Source organism: Jiella sonneratiae (genome assembly GCF_017353515.1).
GTDB lineage: Bacteria > Pseudomonadota > Alphaproteobacteria > Rhizobiales > Rhizobiaceae > Jiella > Jiella sonneratiae.
The window spans coordinates 1-19765 of sequence record NZ_JAFMPY010000006.1 but is presented as its reverse complement, the minus strand read 5'-3'; the positions used below and the strand labels follow the sequence as shown (position 1 = coordinate 19765).

The 19765-nt window shown below is 68.4% G+C and carries 15 protein-coding genes and 1 pseudogene; 5 read left to right on the top strand and 11 right to left on the bottom strand.

Going from position 1 to position 19765, the window contains the following annotated elements; translation table 11 throughout:
* Nucleotides 1-184: 184 nt before the first annotated feature.
* The 4 genes from ahcY to J1C47_RS07190 all read left to right on the top strand — a co-directional run bounded on the left by ahcY (nucleotide 185) and on the right by J1C47_RS07190 (nucleotide 6764).
* Nucleotides 185-1585, top strand: coding sequence for an adenosylhomocysteinase (gene ahcY, locus J1C47_RS07205; protein ID WP_207350075.1), 1401 nt, complete (start codon nucleotides 185-187; stop codon nucleotides 1583-1585).
* 216 nt (nucleotides 1586-1801) lie between these two features.
* Nucleotides 1802-4423 carry a PAS domain-containing sensor histidine kinase gene (locus tag J1C47_RS07200; RefSeq protein ID WP_245396416.1) on the top strand — a complete coding sequence of 874 codons (2622 nt, stop codon included), beginning with the start codon at nucleotides 1802-1804 and terminating at the stop codon, nucleotides 4421-4423.
* A complete protein-coding gene (tsaE, locus tag J1C47_RS07195; RefSeq protein ID WP_207350074.1) occupies nucleotides 4420-6021 on the top strand; it encodes a tRNA (adenosine(37)-N6)-threonylcarbamoyltransferase complex ATPase subunit type 1 TsaE in 1602 nt (533 codons plus the stop codon). The genes J1C47_RS07200 and tsaE overlap by 4 nt, the downstream gene beginning before the upstream one ends.
* The gene (locus tag J1C47_RS07190; protein WP_207350073.1) at nucleotides 6018-6764 is read left to right on the top strand and encodes a nucleotidyltransferase family protein; all 747 of its coding nucleotides are present in this window, start codon (nucleotides 6018-6020) and stop codon (nucleotides 6762-6764) included. The genes tsaE and J1C47_RS07190 overlap by 4 nt, the downstream gene beginning before the upstream one ends.
* Nucleotides 6765-7120: 356 nt before the next feature.
* On the opposite strand, the gene J1C47_RS07185 is transcribed toward J1C47_RS07190, so the two are convergent.
* The 10 genes from J1C47_RS07185 to gshB form a co-directional block, all read right to left on the bottom strand.
* On the bottom strand, nucleotides 7121-9274 hold the full coding sequence (locus tag J1C47_RS07185) for a sodium-translocating pyrophosphatase (RefSeq protein WP_207350072.1): 2154 nt from the start codon (nucleotides 9272-9274) through the stop codon (nucleotides 7121-7123).
* Between the two features lie 174 nt (nucleotides 9275-9448).
* A complete protein-coding gene (locus J1C47_RS07180; protein WP_207350071.1) occupies nucleotides 9449-10684 on the bottom strand; it encodes an MFS transporter in 1236 nt (411 codons plus the stop codon).
* A complete protein-coding gene (gene nusB / locus J1C47_RS07175; protein ID WP_207350070.1) occupies nucleotides 10681-11190 on the bottom strand; it encodes a transcription antitermination factor NusB in 510 nt (169 codons plus the stop codon). Before nusB ends, J1C47_RS07180 begins: the two co-directional genes overlap by 4 nt.
* A 2-nt stretch (nucleotides 11191-11192) precedes the next feature.
* Nucleotides 11193-11642, bottom strand: coding sequence for a 6,7-dimethyl-8-ribityllumazine synthase (ribH, locus tag J1C47_RS07170; protein ID WP_207350069.1), 450 nt, complete (start codon nucleotides 11640-11642; stop codon nucleotides 11193-11195).
* A 132-nt stretch (nucleotides 11643-11774) separates the two neighbouring features.
* Nucleotides 11775-12386: a riboflavin synthase gene (locus tag J1C47_RS07165; RefSeq protein ID WP_207350068.1), complete on the bottom strand. Its 612-nt coding sequence runs from the start codon at nucleotides 12384-12386 to the stop codon at nucleotides 11775-11777.
* The gene (ribD, locus tag J1C47_RS07160) at nucleotides 12386-13531 is read right to left on the bottom strand and encodes a bifunctional diaminohydroxyphosphoribosylaminopyrimidine deaminase/5-amino-6-(5-phosphoribosylamino)uracil reductase RibD (RefSeq protein ID WP_207350067.1); all 1146 of its coding nucleotides are present in this window, start codon (nucleotides 13529-13531) and stop codon (nucleotides 12386-12388) included. Before ribD ends, J1C47_RS07165 begins: the two co-directional genes overlap by 1 nt.
* Nucleotides 13521-14042: a transcriptional regulator NrdR gene (gene nrdR, locus J1C47_RS07155; protein WP_207350066.1), complete on the bottom strand. Its 522-nt coding sequence runs from the start codon at nucleotides 14040-14042 to the stop codon at nucleotides 13521-13523. Before nrdR ends, ribD begins: the two co-directional genes overlap by 11 nt.
* A 95-nt stretch (nucleotides 14043-14137) precedes the next feature.
* Nucleotides 14138-15454: a serine hydroxymethyltransferase gene (gene glyA, locus J1C47_RS07150; RefSeq protein WP_207350065.1), complete on the bottom strand. Its 1317-nt coding sequence runs from the start codon at nucleotides 15452-15454 to the stop codon at nucleotides 14138-14140.
* Nucleotides 15455-15706: 252 nt separating this feature from the next.
* Nucleotides 15707-16480: an SH3 domain-containing protein gene (locus J1C47_RS07145; RefSeq protein ID WP_207350064.1), complete on the bottom strand. Its 774-nt coding sequence runs from the start codon at nucleotides 16478-16480 to the stop codon at nucleotides 15707-15709.
* A 195-nt stretch (nucleotides 16481-16675) separates the two neighbouring features.
* Entirely contained in the window at nucleotides 16676-17614 is a 939-nt protein-coding gene (gene gshB, locus J1C47_RS07140; RefSeq protein ID WP_207350063.1) for a glutathione synthase, read from the bottom strand.
* A 411-nt stretch (nucleotides 17615-18025) separates the two neighbouring features.
* Between gshB and sthA the strand changes: the two genes are divergently transcribed.
* Complete coding sequence (sthA, locus tag J1C47_RS07135; RefSeq protein ID WP_207350062.1) at nucleotides 18026-19450, top strand: Si-specific NAD(P)(+) transhydrogenase; 1425 nt, start codon at nucleotides 18026-18028, stop codon at nucleotides 19448-19450.
* Nucleotides 19451-19650: 200 nt separating this feature from the next.
* Here sthA and J1C47_RS07130 read toward each other — a convergent pair.
* Nucleotides 19651-19765 (bottom strand): annotated as a pseudogene (locus tag J1C47_RS07130) (IS5/IS1182 family transposase); the annotation flags it as partial.

Below are 19765 nucleotides of genomic sequence, written 5' to 3'. Positions count from 1 at the left end.
CGGCGGCGAACGTAACTCGGGAGCCGGCGAATCCCCAGCCCGAAAATTCCGATCAAGACATGTACAAATGTTTATATGGCCTTGTGAGGCGACCCGTCGCCTGCTAAAGCCAGCGCCATATCGGGGCCGCGCATCGGCGCACCCCTGACCGACCCATTCGATCCACAGACGGAGTTGCGAACACATGAGCGAGCAGAACGACTACCTCGTGAAGGACATCGCGCTGGCCGACTACGGCCGCAAGGAACTCGACATCGCCGAAACCGAGATGCCCGGCCTGATGGCCTGCCGCGAGGAGTTCGGCGCCGACAAGCCGCTGAAGGGCGCCCGGATCACCGGCTCGCTGCACATGACGATCCAGACCGGCGTCCTCATCGAGACGCTCGTCGCCCTCGGCGCCGAGGTCCGCTGGGCGTCCTGCAACATCTTCTCGACCCAGGACCACGCCGCCGCTGCGATCGCCGCCGCCGGCGTTCCCGTTTTCGCCGTCAAGGGCGAGAGCCTCGAGGAATACTGGACCTACACCGACAAGATCTTCCAGTGGCCGGACGGCCAGCCGTCCAACATGATCCTCGACGACGGCGGCGACGCGACGATGTACATCCTGCTCGGCGCCCGCGCCGAGGCCGGCGAGGACGTCCTGTCGAAGCCGGGCAACGAGGAAGAGGAGATCCTCTTCGCCCAGATCAAGAAGCGCATGGCCGAGACGCCGGGCTTCTTCGCCAGGCAGCGCGACGCCATCAAGGGCGTGACCGAAGAGACGACGACCGGCGTCAACCGTCTCTACCAGCTGCAGAAGAAGGGCCTGCTGCCGTTCCCGGCGATCAACGTCAACGACAGCGTCACCAAGTCGAAGTTCGACAACAAGTACGGCTGCAAGGAGTCGCTGGTCGACGGCATCCGCCGCGCCACCGACGTGATGATGGCCGGCAAGGTCGCAGTGGTCTGCGGCTACGGCGACGTCGGCAAGGGCTCGGCCCAGTCGCTCTCCGGCGCCGGCGCCCGCGTCAAGGTCACCGAGGTCGATCCGATCTGCGCCCTGCAGGCGGCGATGGACGGCTTCGAGGTCGTGCAGCTCGAGGACGTCGTCGCCTCGGCCGACATCTTCGTCACCACCACCGGCAACAAGGACGTCATCCGCATCGAGCACATGCGCGAGATGAAGGACATGGCGATCGTCGGCAACATCGGCCACTTCGACAACGAGATCCAGGTCGGCGCCCTGAAGAACCTGAAGTGGACGAACATCAAGCCACAGGTCGACATGGTGGAATTCCCGAAGGGGAACCGCATGCTGCTCCTGTCGGAAGGCCGCCTGCTCAACCTCGGCAACGCCACCGGCCACCCGAGCTTCGTGATGTCGGCTTCCTTCACCAACCAGACGCTGGCGCAGATCGAGCTGTTCACCAAGGGCGACCAGTATCAGAACCAGGTCTACGTGCTGCCCAAGCATCTCGACGAAAAGGTCGCACGGCTGCATCTCGGCAAGCTCGGCGCAAGGCTGACGGAGCTTTCGGAAGAACAGGCTTCCTATATCGGCGTCACCCAGCAAGGTCCTTACAAGCCTGAGCATTACCGCTACTGATTTGCGACCGGCTCAGCGAGCGATTCACACGACCCGGCGAGGCGCAAGCCTCGCCGGGTCAATTGTTTTCAACTTTCGTCAAATATTACGGATTGCGCCCGAGTCGGCAGCCGCTAATATGTCCGAATCAAGGCTTTGAGATGCGGACCTGAAAGCCTTGTCGAGATGCGTTGAGTACGTCTCGAAGAGCGGCGGCAACGACGAGGACAGGCTCACATGTCGAAAGACATCGGACCCGGGCGCGGGGGCGCCGCCGGGTTGCGCATGGATTCCGGACTGAATCGCAGGACGGCGTCGGGTCACGGCGCCACGACTTCGAAGACGGCGGCCCTGGTCGTCCAGCCCCTCGGGCTGGTCCTGCTGCCGAAATGCGTCTTCGCCGCGGAGGCGGGAGCCACCGCCTTCGGCACCTCGCTCGGCGACAGCGACATCCTCTATCTTTCCGTCCTCGCCTTCCTGATCGGTGCGGCGATGGTCGCCGCCACCTTCCTGATCCGGCAGCGCGCCATGCTGCAGGTCGAGAACGACGTGATCCGCGGCGAGCTCCACGAAGCCCGGGCGACGGCGGATGCCCGCACGGCGCTGATGATCTCCGGCGACGAGCGGGTCCTGGTCTTCGCCGGCCACAACGCCCCGGAAGTGATCGGCCAGATCGCCGGCCATGCCCGCGTGCCGGTCGATCCCGAGCGTTTCCTTGTCTTCGCCGACTGGATGCCGGCCGAAGCCGCGCACGGCCTCGAAGCCGCGCTCGCAGCGCTGCTGGAAAACGCCACGCCGTTCCGCATCGCCATCGACCTCGACGAAAACTGCGTGATCGAGGCGGCCGGCCGGACCTCCGGCGGCCTCGCCGTCGTCCGGTTCAGCGCCCTCGAGGGAATTCGCCGCAGGCTCGAGGAGCTGACCACCGCCCTTTCCCGCGCCGAGGCAGGCGTCGCGACCTTCAAGCAGCTCTTCGACGTCGCGCCGGCGGCGATCTGGCTGCGCGACGGCAACGGCCGGCTGATCTGGGTCAACCAGGCCTATGCCACCGCCGTCGACGCGCCCTCCGCCACCGCCGCCCTCGACGGGCAGCTGGAATTCCTCAGCGCCCAGGACCGGCTGCGCGTCGCCCGGCATCTCGCCGAGGCGCGGCCCTTCGCCGACAAGCTCTCGACCGTCGTCGCGGCCGACCGCCGCAAGTTCAACGTCGTCGAGACCACCGGGCCGGCCGGCTCGGCCGGCCTCGCCATCGACGTCTCGGAGACCGAGCAGGTGCGCATCGAGCTGCGCCAGACCATCGAGAGCCAGTCCGAGACCCTCGACCAGCTGGCGACCGCCGTGGCGCGGTTCGACGAGAAGACGCGCCTCGCCTACTACAACTCCGCTTTCCAGCGTCTCTTCGACCTGACCAACGCCTATCTCGAGACCGAGCCCGACCACGTCGCGCTGCTCGATCACCTGCGCACCCGCGGCGTCCTGCCGATCGAGAAGCTGATGCGCTCGGAACTGCAGGAGCACGACCTCGCCGCCTATCGGGCGACCGAGCCGGTCGACGCGATGTGGCACCTGACCGACGGCCGCACCCTGCGGGTCATCGCGACGCCCCAGCCGCGCGGCGGCGCCACCTGGGTGTTCGAGGACATCACCGAGAAGCTCGAACTCGAAAGCCAGGTCAAGTCGACCTCGCAGCTGCAGCGCGAGACCATCGACTATCTGTCGGAGGCGGTCGCGGTGTTCGGCAGCGACGGGCGGATGCGGCTTTCCAACCCGGCCTTCGCCGACATGTGGGGCATCGACGCCGCGCAGCTGACGAACGGCACGCGGATCCAGGGCCTCGCCGACGTCGCGACGATCAAGGTGGTGACGACGCTCGGGCCGGGTGGCGCGCCGCAGCCGGGCCTTTCGGAAGGCTGGCAGCTGTTCCTCGAACAGGTCACCGCCTTCGACGATCACGGCCGCGACACGCTCATCGGCGAGATCAGCCTCTCCGACGGACGCATCTACAACTACACCATCGTGCCGCTGCCCAACGGGCTGACGATGCTGACCTTCTCGAACATCTCCGAGGCGCGGGCCGCCGAGCTGGTGCTGCGCGAGCGCAACGACGCCCTCGAACAGGCCAACCAGATCAAGACCGACTTCGTCCAACACGTGAACTACGAGCTGCGCTCGCCGCTCACCAACATCATCGGCTTCTCGGCCCTGCTCCGCTCGCCCGAGACCGGCCCCCTCAACGAGCGCCAGAGCGAGTATCTCGACTACATCTCCTCCTCGACCTCGACACTTTTGACAATTGTCAACGACATCCTCGACCTCGCGACGGTCGACGCCGGGATCATGGAGCTCGAGCTCTCCAAGGTCGACATCGCGCGCACCGTGGAACAGGCGGTCGACGGCGTCAGGGACCGCTTCGAGGCGGCCGACATCCGCCTCGACGTCGACCTGTCGGAGGCCGGAAGCAGTTTCCTCGCCGACGGCCACCGGTTGACCCAGATCCTGTTCAACCTCCTCTCCAACGCCGCGAACTTCGCACCGGCGGGCTCGACCGTCGGCGTGCGCGCCTGGCGGCACCAGGGGATGCTCTCCTTCGAGATCTCCGACCGCGGCCCGGGCATCGCGACGCCCAACATCGAAAAGGTGTTCGACCGGTTCGAAGCCAATCCGATCGGCGGTCGCCAGTCCGGCGCCGGGCTCGGCCTGTCGATCGTCAAGAGCTTCGTCGAGCTGCATCACGGCCATGTCGAGGTGCGCTCGGCCGCCGGCAAGGGAACGGCCTTCACCTGCCACTTCCCGCTCGGTACGCTGCCACCCGGCGAAGACACCGATCGCGACGAACATTTCTGGGACGCGGCCGAATGACACGGGCGACTGACCCGGCGGGATCGAACGGCAGGGAAGCTTTCGCGGCCGAGGCCGCTCCGGCCGTGCGGCTCGCGCTGCCCGATGCCGCCGCCACCGAACGGCTCGGCGCCGACCTCGCGATGATCGTCCGGCCCGGCGACGTCATCGCCCTCTCCGGCGATCTCGGTGCCGGCAAGTCGACCCTCGCCCGCGCCCTGATCCGGGCGCTCGCCGGCGATGCCGGGCTCGAAGTCCCCTCGCCGACCTACACGCTGGTCCAGCCCTATCCGACCGAGCCGCCCGTCGCGCATTTCGATCTCTACCGGCTCGCCTCGGGCGAGGAACTCGACGAACTCGATTTCCGCGACGCCGTGGAAACCGGCGTCGTTCTCGTCGAATGGCCGGAGCGGGCGGCGGAAGTGCTCGCCGCGGCAACCGTTTCGATCGCCCTCGCGCTTTCGCCGGCGGGCGGCCGCGAAGCGACAGTGACCACCCGCGGCACCGCCGGCGGGCGGCTCGCCCGCACCCTCGCCATCCGGGATTTCCTCGCCGCGGCGGGGCTTTCCGAGGCGCCGCGCCGGCGCTTCTTCGGCGATGCCTCGACGCGGCGCTACGAGACCGTCGGCACCGGCGAGGAGACCCTCGTGCTGATGGACGCGCCACGCCAGCCGGACGGCCCACCGATCCGCGACGGGCTCCCCTACAGCCGCATCGCCCATCTCGCCGAGGACGTCGCGCCCTTCGTCGCCGTCGCCACGGCGCTGCGGAGGCCCGGCTTCGCCGCACCGGCGATCCACCGCGCCGACCTCGACGCGGGCCTTCTTCTGATCGAACATCTCGGGACGGACGGCGTCATCGACGCGGCGCGGCGGCCGATCCCCGAGCGCTATCACGAGGCGGTCGCCTGCCTCGCCGCGCTGCACGGCGTCGCCTGGCCGGGCGAGCTTCCGGTTCCGGGCGGGCCGGTCCACCGCGTCCCGCCCTACGACCGGCGGGCGATGACGGCCGAGGTCGAACTCCTGATCGACTGGTATCTGCCGGATGCGATCGGCCGCGCGGCGAGCGCCGACGAGCGCGGGCTGTTTTCCGAGATCTGGCAGGCGATCTTCGACGAACTCGCAACCGCCGAAACCTCCCTCGTTCTCCGCGACTTCCACTCGCCGAACATCATCTACCGGCCTGAGGCCGCCGTCGTTCTGAAGATCGGGCTGATCGACTTCCAGGATGCGGTGATCGGCCCGTCGGCCTACGACGTCGCCTCGCTCGCCCAGGATGCCCGCGTCGACGTCTCGGCCGAGCTCGAGGCGGCGCTGACGGCCGCCTATGTGGCAGAGCGGCGGGCCGCCGACGCAAGCTTCGACGCCTTCGCATTCGAGCGCGACTATGCAATCATGGCGGCGCAGCGCGCCTCGAAAATTCTCGGCATTTTCGTCCGCCTACTCAAAAGAGACGGCAAGCCGCAATATCTGCGTCACATACCGCGGATTAAGGGCTATCTCGCCCGAACGCTCGGTCACCCCTCGCTGTCGGCCCTTCGCCATCTCTATGGCGAATGGGGCATCACCGCAGCCGGGGCCGCCGGCGCCGCATCACCCGAACGATCGACAAGACCATGACGCTCCACAGTATCCAGCCCCGCTTCAAGCCGAAGACCGCGATGATCCTCGCCGCCGGCCTCGGCAAGCGCATGCGTCCGATCACCTCGACCATGCCGAAACCGCTGATCGAGATCCGCGGCCGGGCACTCATCGACTACGGGCTCGACGCCTTGGTCCGCAATGGCGTGACGAGGATCGTCGTCAACGTCCACTACCTTCCCGACCTGATGCGCGCCCATCTCAGGAAGCGCAAGGACGTCGAGATCGTCGTCTCCGACGAGACCGACGCGCTGCTCGATTCCGGCGGCGGCATCGTCAGGGCGCTGCCGGAGCTCGGGGAAGACCCCTTCTACGTGCTGAATGCCGACACCTTCTGGATCGACGGCTACCGCGACAATCTCGACCTCCTCGCCGAGCTCTGGGACCCGGCGAAGATGGACGTCTCGCTGCTGATCGCCGAGATGCGGCAGGCCACGGGCTACGACGGCGACGGCGATTTCGTGATGGATCCCTCCGGCCGGCTGGCCCGGGTTCCCGAGCGGGTGATCTCGCCCTTCATCTATGCCGGCGGCGCGATCCTCAAGCCCGAGCTCTTTGCCGGGATGAAGCCGGAAAAATTCTCGCTCAACCGGATCTTCGACCGGACGATCGAGGCCGAGCGGCTCTACGGCGTGCGCCTCGACGGCGTCTGGATCACCGTCGGCACGCCCTCGGCGATCAAGCTCGCCGAGGAGGCATTTCTCGCCAGCGCCGCGGCGTGAGGGCAAACTCTCTCGAGTCAGGCGGGCCGAGACCACGCATCCGGACCGGCACGCGCCTTCGAAAAGGCTTCAGCGCCACGACGGATCCACGTGGCGCGAGGGTGGCGTCACCGCGCCGACTCAGGGAAATCGATTGAAGGAAGGCGCCATCCACGACGCTCCCATCTCCCCCATTGCGGGGGAGATGGGTGGCAACCCAGAGGGGGTACTGCGCCACACTTCGAGGTTTGGCGCGAGGTCTGCCCCCCCTCTGCCTACCGGCATCTCCCCCACGAGGGGGGAGATCAGGCCAGTCGCCGCGTCTCGGCACGAAGTCGAGCGGCAGCTCGGCAAACCAGCCCTCTGCCCGTCTTCGTTCACTGATGCGCGAGGATCGCGAGCAGCAGCAGCGCGACGATGTTGGTGATCTTGATCGCCGGGTTCACCGCCGGGCCGGCGGTGTCCTTGTAGGGATCGCCCACCGTGTCGCCGGTCACCGAGGCCTTGTGCGCCTCAGATCCCTTCATGTGCCGGGTGCCGTGAACGTCGACGAAGCCGTCCTCGAAGCTCTTCTTGGCGTTGTCCCAGGCGCCGCCGCCCGAGGTCATCGAGATCGCCACGAAGATGCCGGTGACGATGACGCCGAGCAGCATCGCGCCGACCGCCGAGAAGGCCTCGCTCTTGCCGGCGATCAGATAGACGACGAAGTAGACGACGACCGGCGCCAGCACCGGCAGGAGCGACGGGATCACCATCTCCTTGATCGCCGCCCGGGTCAGAAGGTCGACGGCCCGCGCATAGTCCGGCCGCTCGGTGCCCTCCATGATGCCGGGCTTTTCGCGGAACTGCCGGCGCACCTCCTCGACGACGGCGCCGCCAGCCCTGCCGACCGCCGTCATCGCCATGCCGCCGAACAGGAACGGGATGAGGCCGCCGAGCAGGAGGCCGACCACGACGAAGGGGTTGGTCAGCGCGAAGTCCGGCGAGACGCCCTTGAAATAGGCGAACTCGCCGTTGCCCTTGGCGCTCTGCTCGACGAAGTAGCGCAGGTCGTAGTTGTAGGCCGCGAACAGCACCAGGGCGCCGAGGCCGGCCGAGCCGATCGCGTAGCCCTTGGTCACCGCCTTGGTGGTGTTGCCGACGGCGTCGAGCGCGTCGGTCGAACGCCGCACGTCGGCCGGCAGGCCCGCCATCTCGGCGATGCCGCCGGCATTGTCGGTGACCGGGCCGAAGGCGTCCAGCGCGACGATCATGCCGGCGACGCCGAGCATTGCGGTGACGGCGATGCCGGTGCCGTAGAGCCCGGCGAGCTGATAGGTCGAGATGATGCCGGCGACGATGACGATGGTCGGCAGCGCGGTGGCTTCCAGCGAGACGGCGAGGCCCTGGATGACGTTGGTGCCGTGGCCGGTGACGGAGGCCTGGCTGATCGAGCGCACCGGGCGGAAGCCGATGCCGGTGTAGTATTCGGTGATCCAGACGATGAGGCCGGTCACCGCGAGGCCGACGATGCCGCAGATGAACAGGTTGAGGCCGTTGATGGTGACGCCGTCCGAGGACTGGCCGATGTCGCCGAAGCCGATGGTGAAGTAATTCGCCGCGGCGAGCCCGACGATCGACAGAAGCGTCGTCACCCACAGGCCCTTGTAGAGCGCGCCCATGATCGAGCCGTTGGCGCCGAGCCGGACGAAGAAGGTGCCGATGATCGATGTGATGATGCAGGCGCCGCAGATCGCCAGCGGGTAGACCATGACGCTCTCGATGACCGACGAGCCGGCAAAGAAGATCGCGCCGAGAACCATGGTCGCGACGACGGTCACCGCATAGGTCTCGAAGAGATCGGCCGCCATGCCGGCGCAGTCGCCGACATTGTCGCCGACATTGTCGGCGATGGTCGCCGGGTTGCGGGGATCGTCCTCGGGAATGCCGGCCTCGACCTTGCCGACGAGATCGCCGCCGACGTCGGCGCCCTTGGTGAAGATGCCGCCGCCGAGGCGGGCGAAGATCGAGATCAGCGAGGCGCCGAAACCGAGCGAGACCAGCGCATCGATCACCGTGCGGTCGGCCGGCGCGAAGCCGAGCCAGCCGGTCAGCGCCGCGAAGTAGAGGGTGACGCCGAGCAGCGCCAGGCCGGCGACGAGGAGGCCGGTGATCGCGCCCGACTTGAAGGCGACGGACAGGCCGAGGCCGAGCGAGCGGGCGGCCGCCTGGGCGGTGCGCACGTTCGCCCGCACCGAGACGTTCATGCCGATGAAGCCGGCGAGGCCGGAGAGGATCGCGCCGATGGCGAAGCCGACCGCCGCATAGAGCGAGAGCAGCAGCCAGCTCAGCCCGAACACTACGACGCCGACCATGGCGATGGTCGTATATTGCCGCGCCAGATAGGCCTGCGCGCCCTCCCGGATGGCTTCCGCGATCTCCTGCATCCGCGCCGAGCCCTGATCGGCCGCGAGGATCGAGCGGGTCGCCCAGATGGCGTAGACCACCGCAAGCAGCCCGCACAGGGCCACGACCAGTAGAATTGTCAGCATGCCGTTTCCTCACTTGGTCGCAGACCTGGCCTGCGACGATCCCTTTTATGGCTTCCGTGGCTTCGTGAGCCCAGGCCGGTTTGCTCCCCCCACGGCCGAAGGCAAGCGGAGGTTATATGAGGCTGTGGCCGCGTCAAGCGCGGCGCGAGCGTGGGGAAAGAGGCGTACCGGAACTCAGCCCGCGACGAGCCGGTGGCCGGCCCGCCGGGCCTCGACGGCGATCGCGGCGAGGCAGGTGAGGCCGACCGGCAGGGCGACGAGATTCATCGTCTCCCAGCCGCTCGAAACGAAGACCCGGCCGGACATGAAGGACGAGAACGCCACGGTGCTGAACAGGACGAGGTCGTGGAAGCCTTGCGTCTTGTTCTTCTCCGACGGGCGGTGCGTCTCGGCGACCATCGCCGTCGCGCCGATGAAGCCGAAGTTCCAGCCGAGGCCGAGCAGCACGAGGCCGAGCCAGAACTGCCAGACCGCCGTGCCGGACAGGAAGGTGGCGAAGCTCGCGAGCAGCGAGAGAAGGCCGGCGGCGATGATCCGCTCCTTGCCGTAGCGGGCGATCAGCCTGCCGGTGAAGAAGCTCGGCGCGAACATCGCCATGACGTGCCACTGGATGCCGAAGAAGCCGACCTGTTGCGGGTGGCCGCAGGCGACGATGGCGAGCGGCGCGCCGGTCATCACGAAGCTCATCATCGCGAAGCTGCCGACGCCGCAGAGCAGCGCGGTGAGGAAGCGCGGCTGCGAGACGATCTCGGCGAGCGGCCGGGCCGGCCGTTCGGCTTCTCCCGCCGCCGGCGCGGCGGCCGGCGCGTTGATGCGCAGCGCCGACAGGACGGCGACGCCGAGAAGGCCGAGGATCGACAGGCCGAAATAGGCCCCGGCGAATTCCGCCGGCCGGAACAGTTCGGTGGTGAAGTTCACCATCTGCGGACCGATGACGGCGGCGAACATGCCGCCGGCCAGCACCAGGCCGATCGCCCGCGACTGGTAGTCGCTCGGCGCGCCGTCGGTGGCGGCGAAGCGGTATTGCTGGGTGAAGGCGTTGCCGCAGCCGACGAGAATCAGCGAGGCGACGAAGGGCCAGAAGGACTGGGCGAGCAGGGAAAGCGCAGCGCAGAGGCCGCCCAGCGAGACGACCAGCGCGCCGGAGGTGAAGCCGAGGCGCCGGCCGATCGCCCGCATCAGCGCGGCGGCGGGAAGCGCACCGAGGGCGACGCCGAGGTTGAAGCCGGTGACCGGCAGGGTGGCGAGCGACTTGTCCTCGAGCAGCAGCCAGGCTCCCGCGAGGCCGCCGGTCGAGATCGCCACCGGTGCCGCCGACCCGACGATCGCCTGGGCGGCGGCCAGAACGACGGCGTTGCGCCGCGCCGCGGCGATCGGCGCCGTTGCCGGCGGGGCGGCGACCCTGTTCATGTCCGGTCGGCTTTTGCCGCCCGCTCGGGCGTGTCGGGGCGGTTCTGCCGGGCGATCCGGTCGAGCACGGCATTGACCAGCCGCGGCTCCTCCTCGGCGTAGAAGGCCCGCGCGACGTCGACATATTCGTTGATGATCACCGCCACGGGAACGTCGAGCCGCGAGCGGATCTCGAAGGCCCCGGCGCGCAGGATCGCCCGCAGCGTCGTGTCGAGGCGGGCCAGCGGCCAGTCGGTCGGCAGCGCGGTATGGATCAGCGGATCGATCGTCGTCTGCTGGCGCACCACGCCGGAGACGACGTCACGGAACCAGGCGGCGTCGGCGTCGCGATACTGCTCGCCGTCGATCTCCCGGCCGAGCCGGAAGGATTCGTATTCGGCGACGGTCTCCATCAGCGTCGAGCCGCCGACATCCATCTGGTAGAGCGCCTGCACGGCGGCGAGACGGGCTGCGCCGCGCTTGTTGGCGGCCTTCACCGGGCGCGGCGGCTGCTGCTGGTCGGCCATGGTCAGGCTCCGAAGTGGTCCCTGAGGGCAATCATCCGAAGCGCCGTCTTCGCCGCCTCGCCGCCCTTGTCCTTGCGGGCGGGATCGGCGCGCACCAGCGCCTGCTCCTCGTTTTCGACGGTGAGGATGCCGTTGCCGACGGCGATCCCCTCGTCGACGCTGAGCGACATCAGCGCCCGGGCGGATTCACCGGCGACGATGTCGAAGTGAAAGGTCTCGCCGCGGATGACGCAGCCGAGCACGACGAAACCGTCATATTCGGTGCCGCCGCCATCGGCGCCCGACAGCGCGAAACCGACCGCCGCAGGCGCCTCCAGCGCGCCCGGCACCGTGACGACGTCGTGTGTCGCCCCGGCGGCGTCCAGCGCCGCCTTGGCGCCGGCGAGAAGATGATCGGCGATATGGCCGTAGAAGCGCGCCTCGACGATCAGGATATGCGGCCTGGAAGCCATGGGTTGTCCTTTCAAGGCCCGCTGCCCCGGCGTCGACGCGCCTTGCGTCTGGCGGCGTATCAAAGCGTGGCGGCAGGCCGAAGCGGGGAGAATTTCAAACGGCGCCCGGCCGGCCGAGCCGCTTCGATGGCTTCAGCCGGCCGCTGCGCCGAACAGGCGCTCGGCATAGCGCGCAATCTGGTCGATCTCAAGGTTGACGCGGTCGCCGACGCTGCGTTCACCCCAGGTCGTGACCTCCAGCGAATGGCGGATCAGAAGGACGTCGAAGACGTCGTCCTCGACCGAATTCACCGTCAGCGACGTGCCGTCGAGACAGATCGAGCCCTTGCGGGCGACGTAGCGTTTCAGGTCCTGAGGCGCCCTGAGGCGAAACCGGACCGCCTCTCCCTCCTCCTCGCGCTCGACGATCTCCGCCAGGCCGTCGACATGGCCGGAGACGAGATGGCCGCCGAGTTCGTCGCCGACCCTCAGCGACCGCTCGAGATTGATCCGCGTGCCGTCCCGCCATTTGCCGGCCGTGGTCAGGCGCAGCGCCTCCTCCCAGGCTTCCACCTCGAACCACCGCGCGTTGGATGTCGCTTCGGGCAGCGCCGTCACCGTCAGGCAGACGCCGGCACAGGCGATCGACGCGCCGATGTCGATCCCGGCCGGGTCGTAGGCGGTGGCGATGCGGAAGGCCCTGCCCTTCTCGCGCGGTGCCGCGGCCTCGACGCGGCCGACATCGGTGACGATTCCGGTGAACATCAGGCAGCTCCGCAGGAAAATTCGTACCAGGCATCGGCGCCGAAAACGTCCTGGCGCAACAGCGCGTAGCGCCGACGCGCCGCGTCGACGTCGATCGGCGCCGCAATGCCCGCCGCACCGATGGCCTCAGGACCGGTGACGAGGATCAGCCGGTCGACGAGATCGGCCTGAAGGAAGCTCTCGGCGATCATCGCGCCGCCCTCGACGAGGATCGAGGATATCCCCGTCGCCGCGAGATCCTCGAGAAGCTCCGGCAGCGCAACCCGGCCAGTTTCCGGATCCGCGACGCAGGCGATGAAGGAGACCCCCGCAGCGGCGAGCGCGGCGCGGCGCTCCGGGTCGGCGGTCTCGAAGGTGGCGATCATCGTCGAAACGTTTCGCGCCGTCTTCGCGACGGTCATCTCCGGCGAGACGCGCAAATTCGGGTCGAGGATGATCCGGGCCGGCGAGCGGTCGGCCATGCCCGGCAGCCGGCAGTCGAGCCGCGGGTCGTCCTCAAGCGCCGTTCCGGCCCCGACGAGGATGGCGTCGTGCCGCGCCCTCACCAGATGGGTCTGGGAATCTGAAACCGGCCCGGTGATCTTCACCTGGCCGCCGCCGCGGATGCCGATCCGGCCGTCGCGCGACAGAGCGAGCTTCAGCGTGATGCCGGGCCGCCCGCGCCGGTGCCTCGTCAGATAGCCCTCGATCCCGCGCGCCGCCTCGGCCGCCATCACCCGCGGTGTCACCTCGACGCCGCCGGCGATCAGCATGGCGTGGCCCTTGCCGTCGACCCGCATGTCGGGATCGGCCGCCGCCGAGACGACGCGGGCAATGCCCGCCGCCACCAGCGCTTCGGCACAGGGCGGCGTGCGGCCGTGATGGGCGCAGGGCTCCAGCGTCACATAGGCCGTCGCGCCGCGGGCGAGGTCGCCCGCTTCCGCCAAAGCGCCGGCCTCGGCATGCGGGCGGCCGCCGAGTGCCGTCACGCCGCGCCCGACGATCCGCGGGCCGCGGCCGTCCCGGTCGTCGCGCACGATCAGCGTCCCGACCGCCGGGTTGGTGCCGGTCCGGCCGGCATGGCGCGCCGCAAAGCGGATCGCCGCCGCCATGAAACGCCTGTCCTCCGGTCGTTCGGGGGAGAAAGCCCGCGCCTCATTCGCCATCGGAAACGACCTCCCCGGCCTGGGGCGGATTGGCGACGGCGGCGATCGGCCCCTCCTTGTGGGACCGTGCCAGTTCGCCGATCACCGATTCGAAGTCGCTCGCTTCGGCGAAATCGCGATAGACCGAGGCGAACCGCACATAGGCGACGTCGTCGAGGCCGCGCAGCGCCTCCATCACCATGGTGCCGATGACCTCCGAGCGGACTTCCGCCTCGCCCATCTGTTCGAGGCGCCGGACGATGCCGGAGATCATCCGCTCGACGCGCTGCGGATCGACCGGCCGCTTGCGAAGCGCGATCTCCACCGACCGCGCCAGCTTGTCGCGCTCGAAGGCGACGCGCTTGCCGGATTTCTTCAGGACGTGCAGCTCGCGCAGCTGCACCCGCTCGAAGGTGGTGAAGCGCCCGGAACAGTCGGGGCAGATGCGTCGCCGCCTGATCGCGGCGCCGTCCTCGGCCGGGCGCGAGTCCTTCACCTGGCTGTCCTGGGAGCCGCAATAGGGACAGCGCATCGTTTCCGCACTCCTGGATTCAGACGAGGAAAAGGCCGCACGGCGGCGGCCTTCTCAGATAATGACGGTTCGGCCGAGCGAAAAGTTCGCCCCGCTCACATCGCCTGATAGATCGGGAACCGGTCCGTCAGCGCGACGACGCGTTGCTTCACCGAGGCCTCGACCTCGGCGTTGCCGTCCTCGGAATTCGCCTTGCGCAGGCCGTCCAGCACTTCGAGGATCAGCTTGCCGACCTCGCGGAATTCGGCGGCACCGAAGCCGCGGCTCGTCGCCGCCGGGCTGCCGAGCCGGATGCCGGAGGTGATGGTCGGCTTTTCCGGGTCGTTCGGGACGCCGTTCTTGTTGCAGGTGATGTTCGCCCGGCCGAGCGCCTTTTCCGAGGCCTTGCCGGTCAGGTTCATCGGCCGGAGGTCGACGAGCATCAGATGCGTGTCGGTGCCGCCGGAGACGATGTCGAGACCGCCTTCGCGCAGCGTCTCGGCGAGCACGCGGGCGTTTTCGCAGACTGCTGCGATGTAGCTCTTGTAGGACGGCCGCAGCGCCTCGCCGAAGGCCACCGCCTTGCCGGCGATGACATGCATCAGCGGCCCGCCCTGCAGGCCCGGAAAGATCGCGGAATTGATCTTCTTGGCGATTTCCGCGTCGTTGGTGAGAACGATGCCGCCGCGCGGGCCGCGCAGCGTCTTGTGGGTCGTCGAGGTCGCGACGTGGGCATGCGGGAACGGGCTCGGATGCTCGCCGGCGGCGACGAGGCCGGCGAAATGCGCCATGTCGACCCAGAGATAGGCGCCGACCTTGTCGGCGATCTCGCGGAAGCGCTTGAAGTCGATCCGGCGGGAATAGGCCGAGCCGCCGGCGACGATCACCTCCGGCTTGTGGTCGAGGGCGAGGCTCTCGACCTGGTCGTAGTCGATGAGGCCGGTCGCCGTGTCGAGGCCGTACTGAACGGCATCGAACCAGCGGCCCGAAAGGTTCGGCTTGGCGCCGTGGGTCAGATGGCCGCCGGCGTCGAGGCTCATGCCGAGCAGCGTCGCGCCGGGCTTCGACAAGGCGAGCAGCACCGCCTGGTTCGCCTGGCTGCCGGAATTCGCCTGGACGTTGGCGAACTCGCAGCCGAAGAGCTGCTTCACCCGCTCGATCGCCAGTTCCTCGACAATGTCGACATACTGGCAGCCGCCATAGTAGCGCCGGCCCGGATAGCCCTCGGCATATTTGTTGGTGAGGACCGAGCCCTGCGCCTCGAGGACGGCGCGCGAAACGATGTTTTCCGAGGCGATCAGCTCGATCTCGTGGCGCTGGCGGCCGAGTTCCTTCTCGATGGCGGAGAACACCTCGCCGTCGCGCGACGCGAGCGCTTCGGTGAAGAAGCCGGAAATTTCGCCGGACGGTTCGGTGCTGCGGGCAACGCTCATGTTTCGCTCTCCCTGTGGTCGATGCGCACGCGCCGGCGCAGCAGACGGTTGCCGGCCGCTTGGCGGGGCTGCCGCCACGGTGCCGCGACGGCGCGGCGGCGGCCTGATCGCCCGCCGCTTACCATAGGCGGGCGGCATCTCCAAGCAGCAGGGCCAGAGCGAAAGGGCAGGCTCCGGCGGGAATGCCGGAGCCTGCCCTGAAAGCAAGCCGGCCGGCCTTCGGGGCCGGCCGGCGCGGATTACGAACAGGCCTCAGCGCACCTTGTAGAGCGGGATCGGCGGGCCGGCATTCGGATCGACCGGATAGCGCCGCGGATTGCCGTGGCCGCCGTCGTGGCCGCCGGAATCACGTCCCCGCCCGTCATAGCCGCCATGCCGGCCGTCGTCGCCGCGGCCCTGGTCGTCGCCGACACGGCCGTCGCGGGGCGGGCGGCGCCGGTAGTCGCCATCCCCCCGGTCGTGCCGGTCGCGATCGCCGTCATAGCCGCCGCGACGGCCGCCGTCGTCATAGCCGCCGTGGCGGCGGTCGTCGCCGTAGTCCGGCCGCGGACGGTCACGATGGTCGAAGTCGCGCCCGTCGCGGTCGCGGCGATCGTAGCGGTCGCCGCGGTCGTGGCGGCCGCCGTCCCGGTCGCGGCGATACCGGTCGCGGTCGCGGTAGAAGTTGCGGGAGGCATAGTGGTCGCGCCAGTAGCTGTCCACCGAGAAGGTGATCACCGGCGCCGAATACGGGTTGAAGTCGTGGTAGCCGGCATAGCCGTCGCCGCGCAGCGCGATATAGTTGGCGGAAATCCAGCCGCGCTGGCCCTGGAACCTGACGTCGCACCAGGACCGCGTCTGCAGGCAGCCGAAGACCCGCAGCCGCTCGCCGGCGATCAGCGTGTCGACGACGGGATAGTCGGTCGACGGGCCGGCCCTCAGATTGACGTCGGTGGTGGCCACGGCGATCTCAGAGGCGAGGGCCGCACCGGCCGGCAGGGTCAGGGCGCCGATCAGGGCGGTCGCCGCAAGCAATGTCTTTCGCATGTCGTTCCCTCCTTGGTGGAGCGCGGCCGGACCATTCTCCCGGTCCGGCCGGCGTTCTTCTCATTGCCCAAGAAAACACGACGGAGACGAACGGTTCCGGAACGGGGCCTTCATCGGGCATTCATCTTGCCCCGGCTTGCCCTCGCGGAACACGCGCCGAGGCGCGTCCAGCCGCCCTGCACCGGCGAGGCGCGGTCAGAGACGCGCCTCGATCGCATCCCAGATCATCGCGGCGATGTCGTTGCCGCCGAAGCGGGCGACCTCGCGGATGCCCGTCGGCGAGGTGACGTTGATCTCGGTCAGGAAGCCGCCGATCACGTCGATGCCGACGAAGAGCAGCTTGCGCTTTTTCAGCGCGGGGCCGATGCGCGCGCAGATCTCGCGCTCGCGCTCGGTCAGCTCGGTCGCCGTCGCGACGCCGCCGACATGCATGTTCGAGCGCGCGTCGGTCTCGGCGGGGACGCGGTTGATCGCGCCGGCGATCTCGCCGTCGACGAGGATGATCCGCTTGTCGCCCTGCCGCACGTCCTTGAGATAGCGCTGGACGATGAAGGGCTCGCGGAACAGCAGGGCGAAGGTTTCCATGAAGGAGGTGATGTTGCGGTCCTCGCGGGTGATGTGGAACACCCCCGCCCCGCCGTTGCCGTAGAGCGGCTTCATGACGATCTCGCCGAATTCCCTGCGGAATTCGGCCACCTCGGCCGCGTCCTTGGTGATCAGCGTTTCCGGCATCAGGTCGGGAAACTCGGTGACGAAGATCTTCTCCGGCGCGTCGCGCACGGCGGCCGGATCGTTGACCACCAGCGTCTTCGGCTGAACCCGCTCGAGGATGTGGGTCGAGGTGATGTAGGCCATGTCGAAGGGCGGGTCCTGACGCAGCAGGACGACGTCGCTTTCGCCGAGATCGCGCTTTTCCGACGGCCCGAGCGTGAAGTGGTTGCCCTGTTCCTCGCGCAGTTCCATCGTCTCGCCGCGCACCGTCACCTTGCCGTCGCGCAGCGACAGCCGGTCGGGCGTATAGTGGAACAGCCGGTGGCCGCGCCGCTGCGCCTCGAGGCAGATGGCGAAGGTGGAATCGCCCTTGATCGTGATGGACGAGACGTGATCCATCTGGACGGCGACATCGAGCGCCATGGCGGCTTCTCCGCTAGCGATTGATCGTTGCGGGAGGTCGTAGCGCCGGGCCATGGCCGAGGCAATGGCGATGGATCGTTGCCGCGGCGTCGATGCCGGCGCGCATGTCCCTCGGCGTGCCGCCCGCCAGCCCCCCGCGCGCCGCCGGACAGGGCGGGGCGCCGACGATTTGGGCAGCCGTCGCCTTCGCCATGCGGCCGGCCGCGGCGCATGCCGCCGGACGGAACGATCCGCGCCGCGACACCCTTGACGCCCTCGACCGGCGACACAGCGCCGGTCGAGGGCGCCGCTCCGCCCTTCCCTTCAAGGCTCGGTCAAGCCTAGGCACGTTTCTTGCAGGACCGCAGCGCGGGGCCGTTCCCGATTCGCCGACGCAGCCGACGCGACAACCGCCATCATCGAGGTCCGCTCGTGGAGCATTACGAATTCGTCGTCATCGGCTCTGGCCCGGCCGGCCGCCGTGCCGCCATCCAGGCCGCCAAGCTCGGCCGCAGCGTCCTCGTCGTCGAAAAGGGTCGCAAGGTCGGCGGCGTCTCGGTGCATACCGGCACCATCCCGTCGAAGACGCTGCGCGAGACGGTGCTCAACCTCTCCGGCTGGCGCGAGCGCGGCTTCTACGGCCGCTCCTACCGGGTCAAGAAGGACATCACCGCCGACGACCTGCGCACCAGGCTGCATCTCACCCTCGGCCACGAGGTCGAGGTGCTGGAACACCAGTTCGCCCGCAACCGCGTGACCACGCTGCGCGGCGAGGCGCGCTTCCTCGGGCCGCACACCATCGAGGTCCACGGCCAGGACGGCGAGACCCGCGAGTTCACCGCCGACAACTTCCTCATCGCCGTCGGCACCCAGCCGTTCCGCCCCGACTACGTGCCCTTCGACGGCAGGACGATCCTCGACAGCGACGAGATCATCGAACTCGCCACCCTGCCCCGCTCGATCGCCGTCATCGGGGCGGGTGTCATCGGCGTCGAATATGCGACGATCTTCCAGGCCCTCGACGTCAAGGTGACGCTGATCGAGCCGCGCAGCTCGATGCTGGACTTCCTCGACGAGGAAATGCTCGAGGATTTCACCTACCAGCTGCGCGACAGCGGCATGGTGCTGCGCTTCGGCCACAAGGTCGAGAAGGTCGGCAGGTCCGCCGACGGCTTCTGCGAGATCGGGCTCGAGGGCGGACGGCACGTGCGCGCGCAGATGATCCTCTTCGCCGCCGGGCGCATGGGCCAGACGCGGTCGCTCAACCTCGAGGCCTGCGGGCTGACCACCGACCACCGCGGCCGCCTCGGCGTCGACCCGAAGTCGCTGCAGACCGCCGTGCCGCACATCTACGCCGCCGGCGACGTCATCGGCTTTCCGAGCCTTGCCTCCACCTCGATGGAGCAGGGCCGCGTCGCCGCCTGCCACGCCTTCGGCTTTTCCGCCGTCGAGCCGCCGGACTATTTTCCCTACGGCATCTATTCGGTGCCGGAAATGTCGATGGTCGGGATGACCGAGAAGGAAGTCGCCGAGCGCGGCATTCCCTACGAGGTCGGCGTCGCCAGATTCCGCGAGACCTCGCGCGGCCACATCATGGGCCTCGACAAGGGCATGCTGAAGATGATCTTCAGCATGAAGACCCGGCGCCTGCTCGGCTGCCACATCGTCGGCGAAGGCGCCACCGAGCTGATCCACATCGGCCAGGCGGTGCTCAACCTCAAAGGCACGCTCGACTATTTCGTCGAGAACACCTTCAATTACCCCACCTTGGCGGAGGCCTATAAGGTGGCCGCCCTCGACGCCTACAACCGCATGGCTGGCCCGGACGCCGCGCCGCATATTTCCGGCGAGGAGTGAGGCGGCGGAAGCGGGACGCCGCCTGCCGGCCCCCGAACGATCTTGGGTCGATCATTCGTGCCCGTTCCGTGGGCCGGCGGTGATGGAATGATACGGGCGGAGTGGAGGGGTGGGGATATCTTTATTTCGAAGGCAGCGGTTTTCCCGGACGCGCCCTCTCTCCCCGTCGTGGGAGAGAAAGCCATTCCTAGGGCGTAGACTCATAACGATGCGATCCAGATTCGAACTGCGACGAGTTTGAGGGCTGCGAGGTAGTTGTCTGCGCGTCGGTCGTAGCGCGTTGCCAGTCCGCGCATGTTCTTGATGCGATTGAAG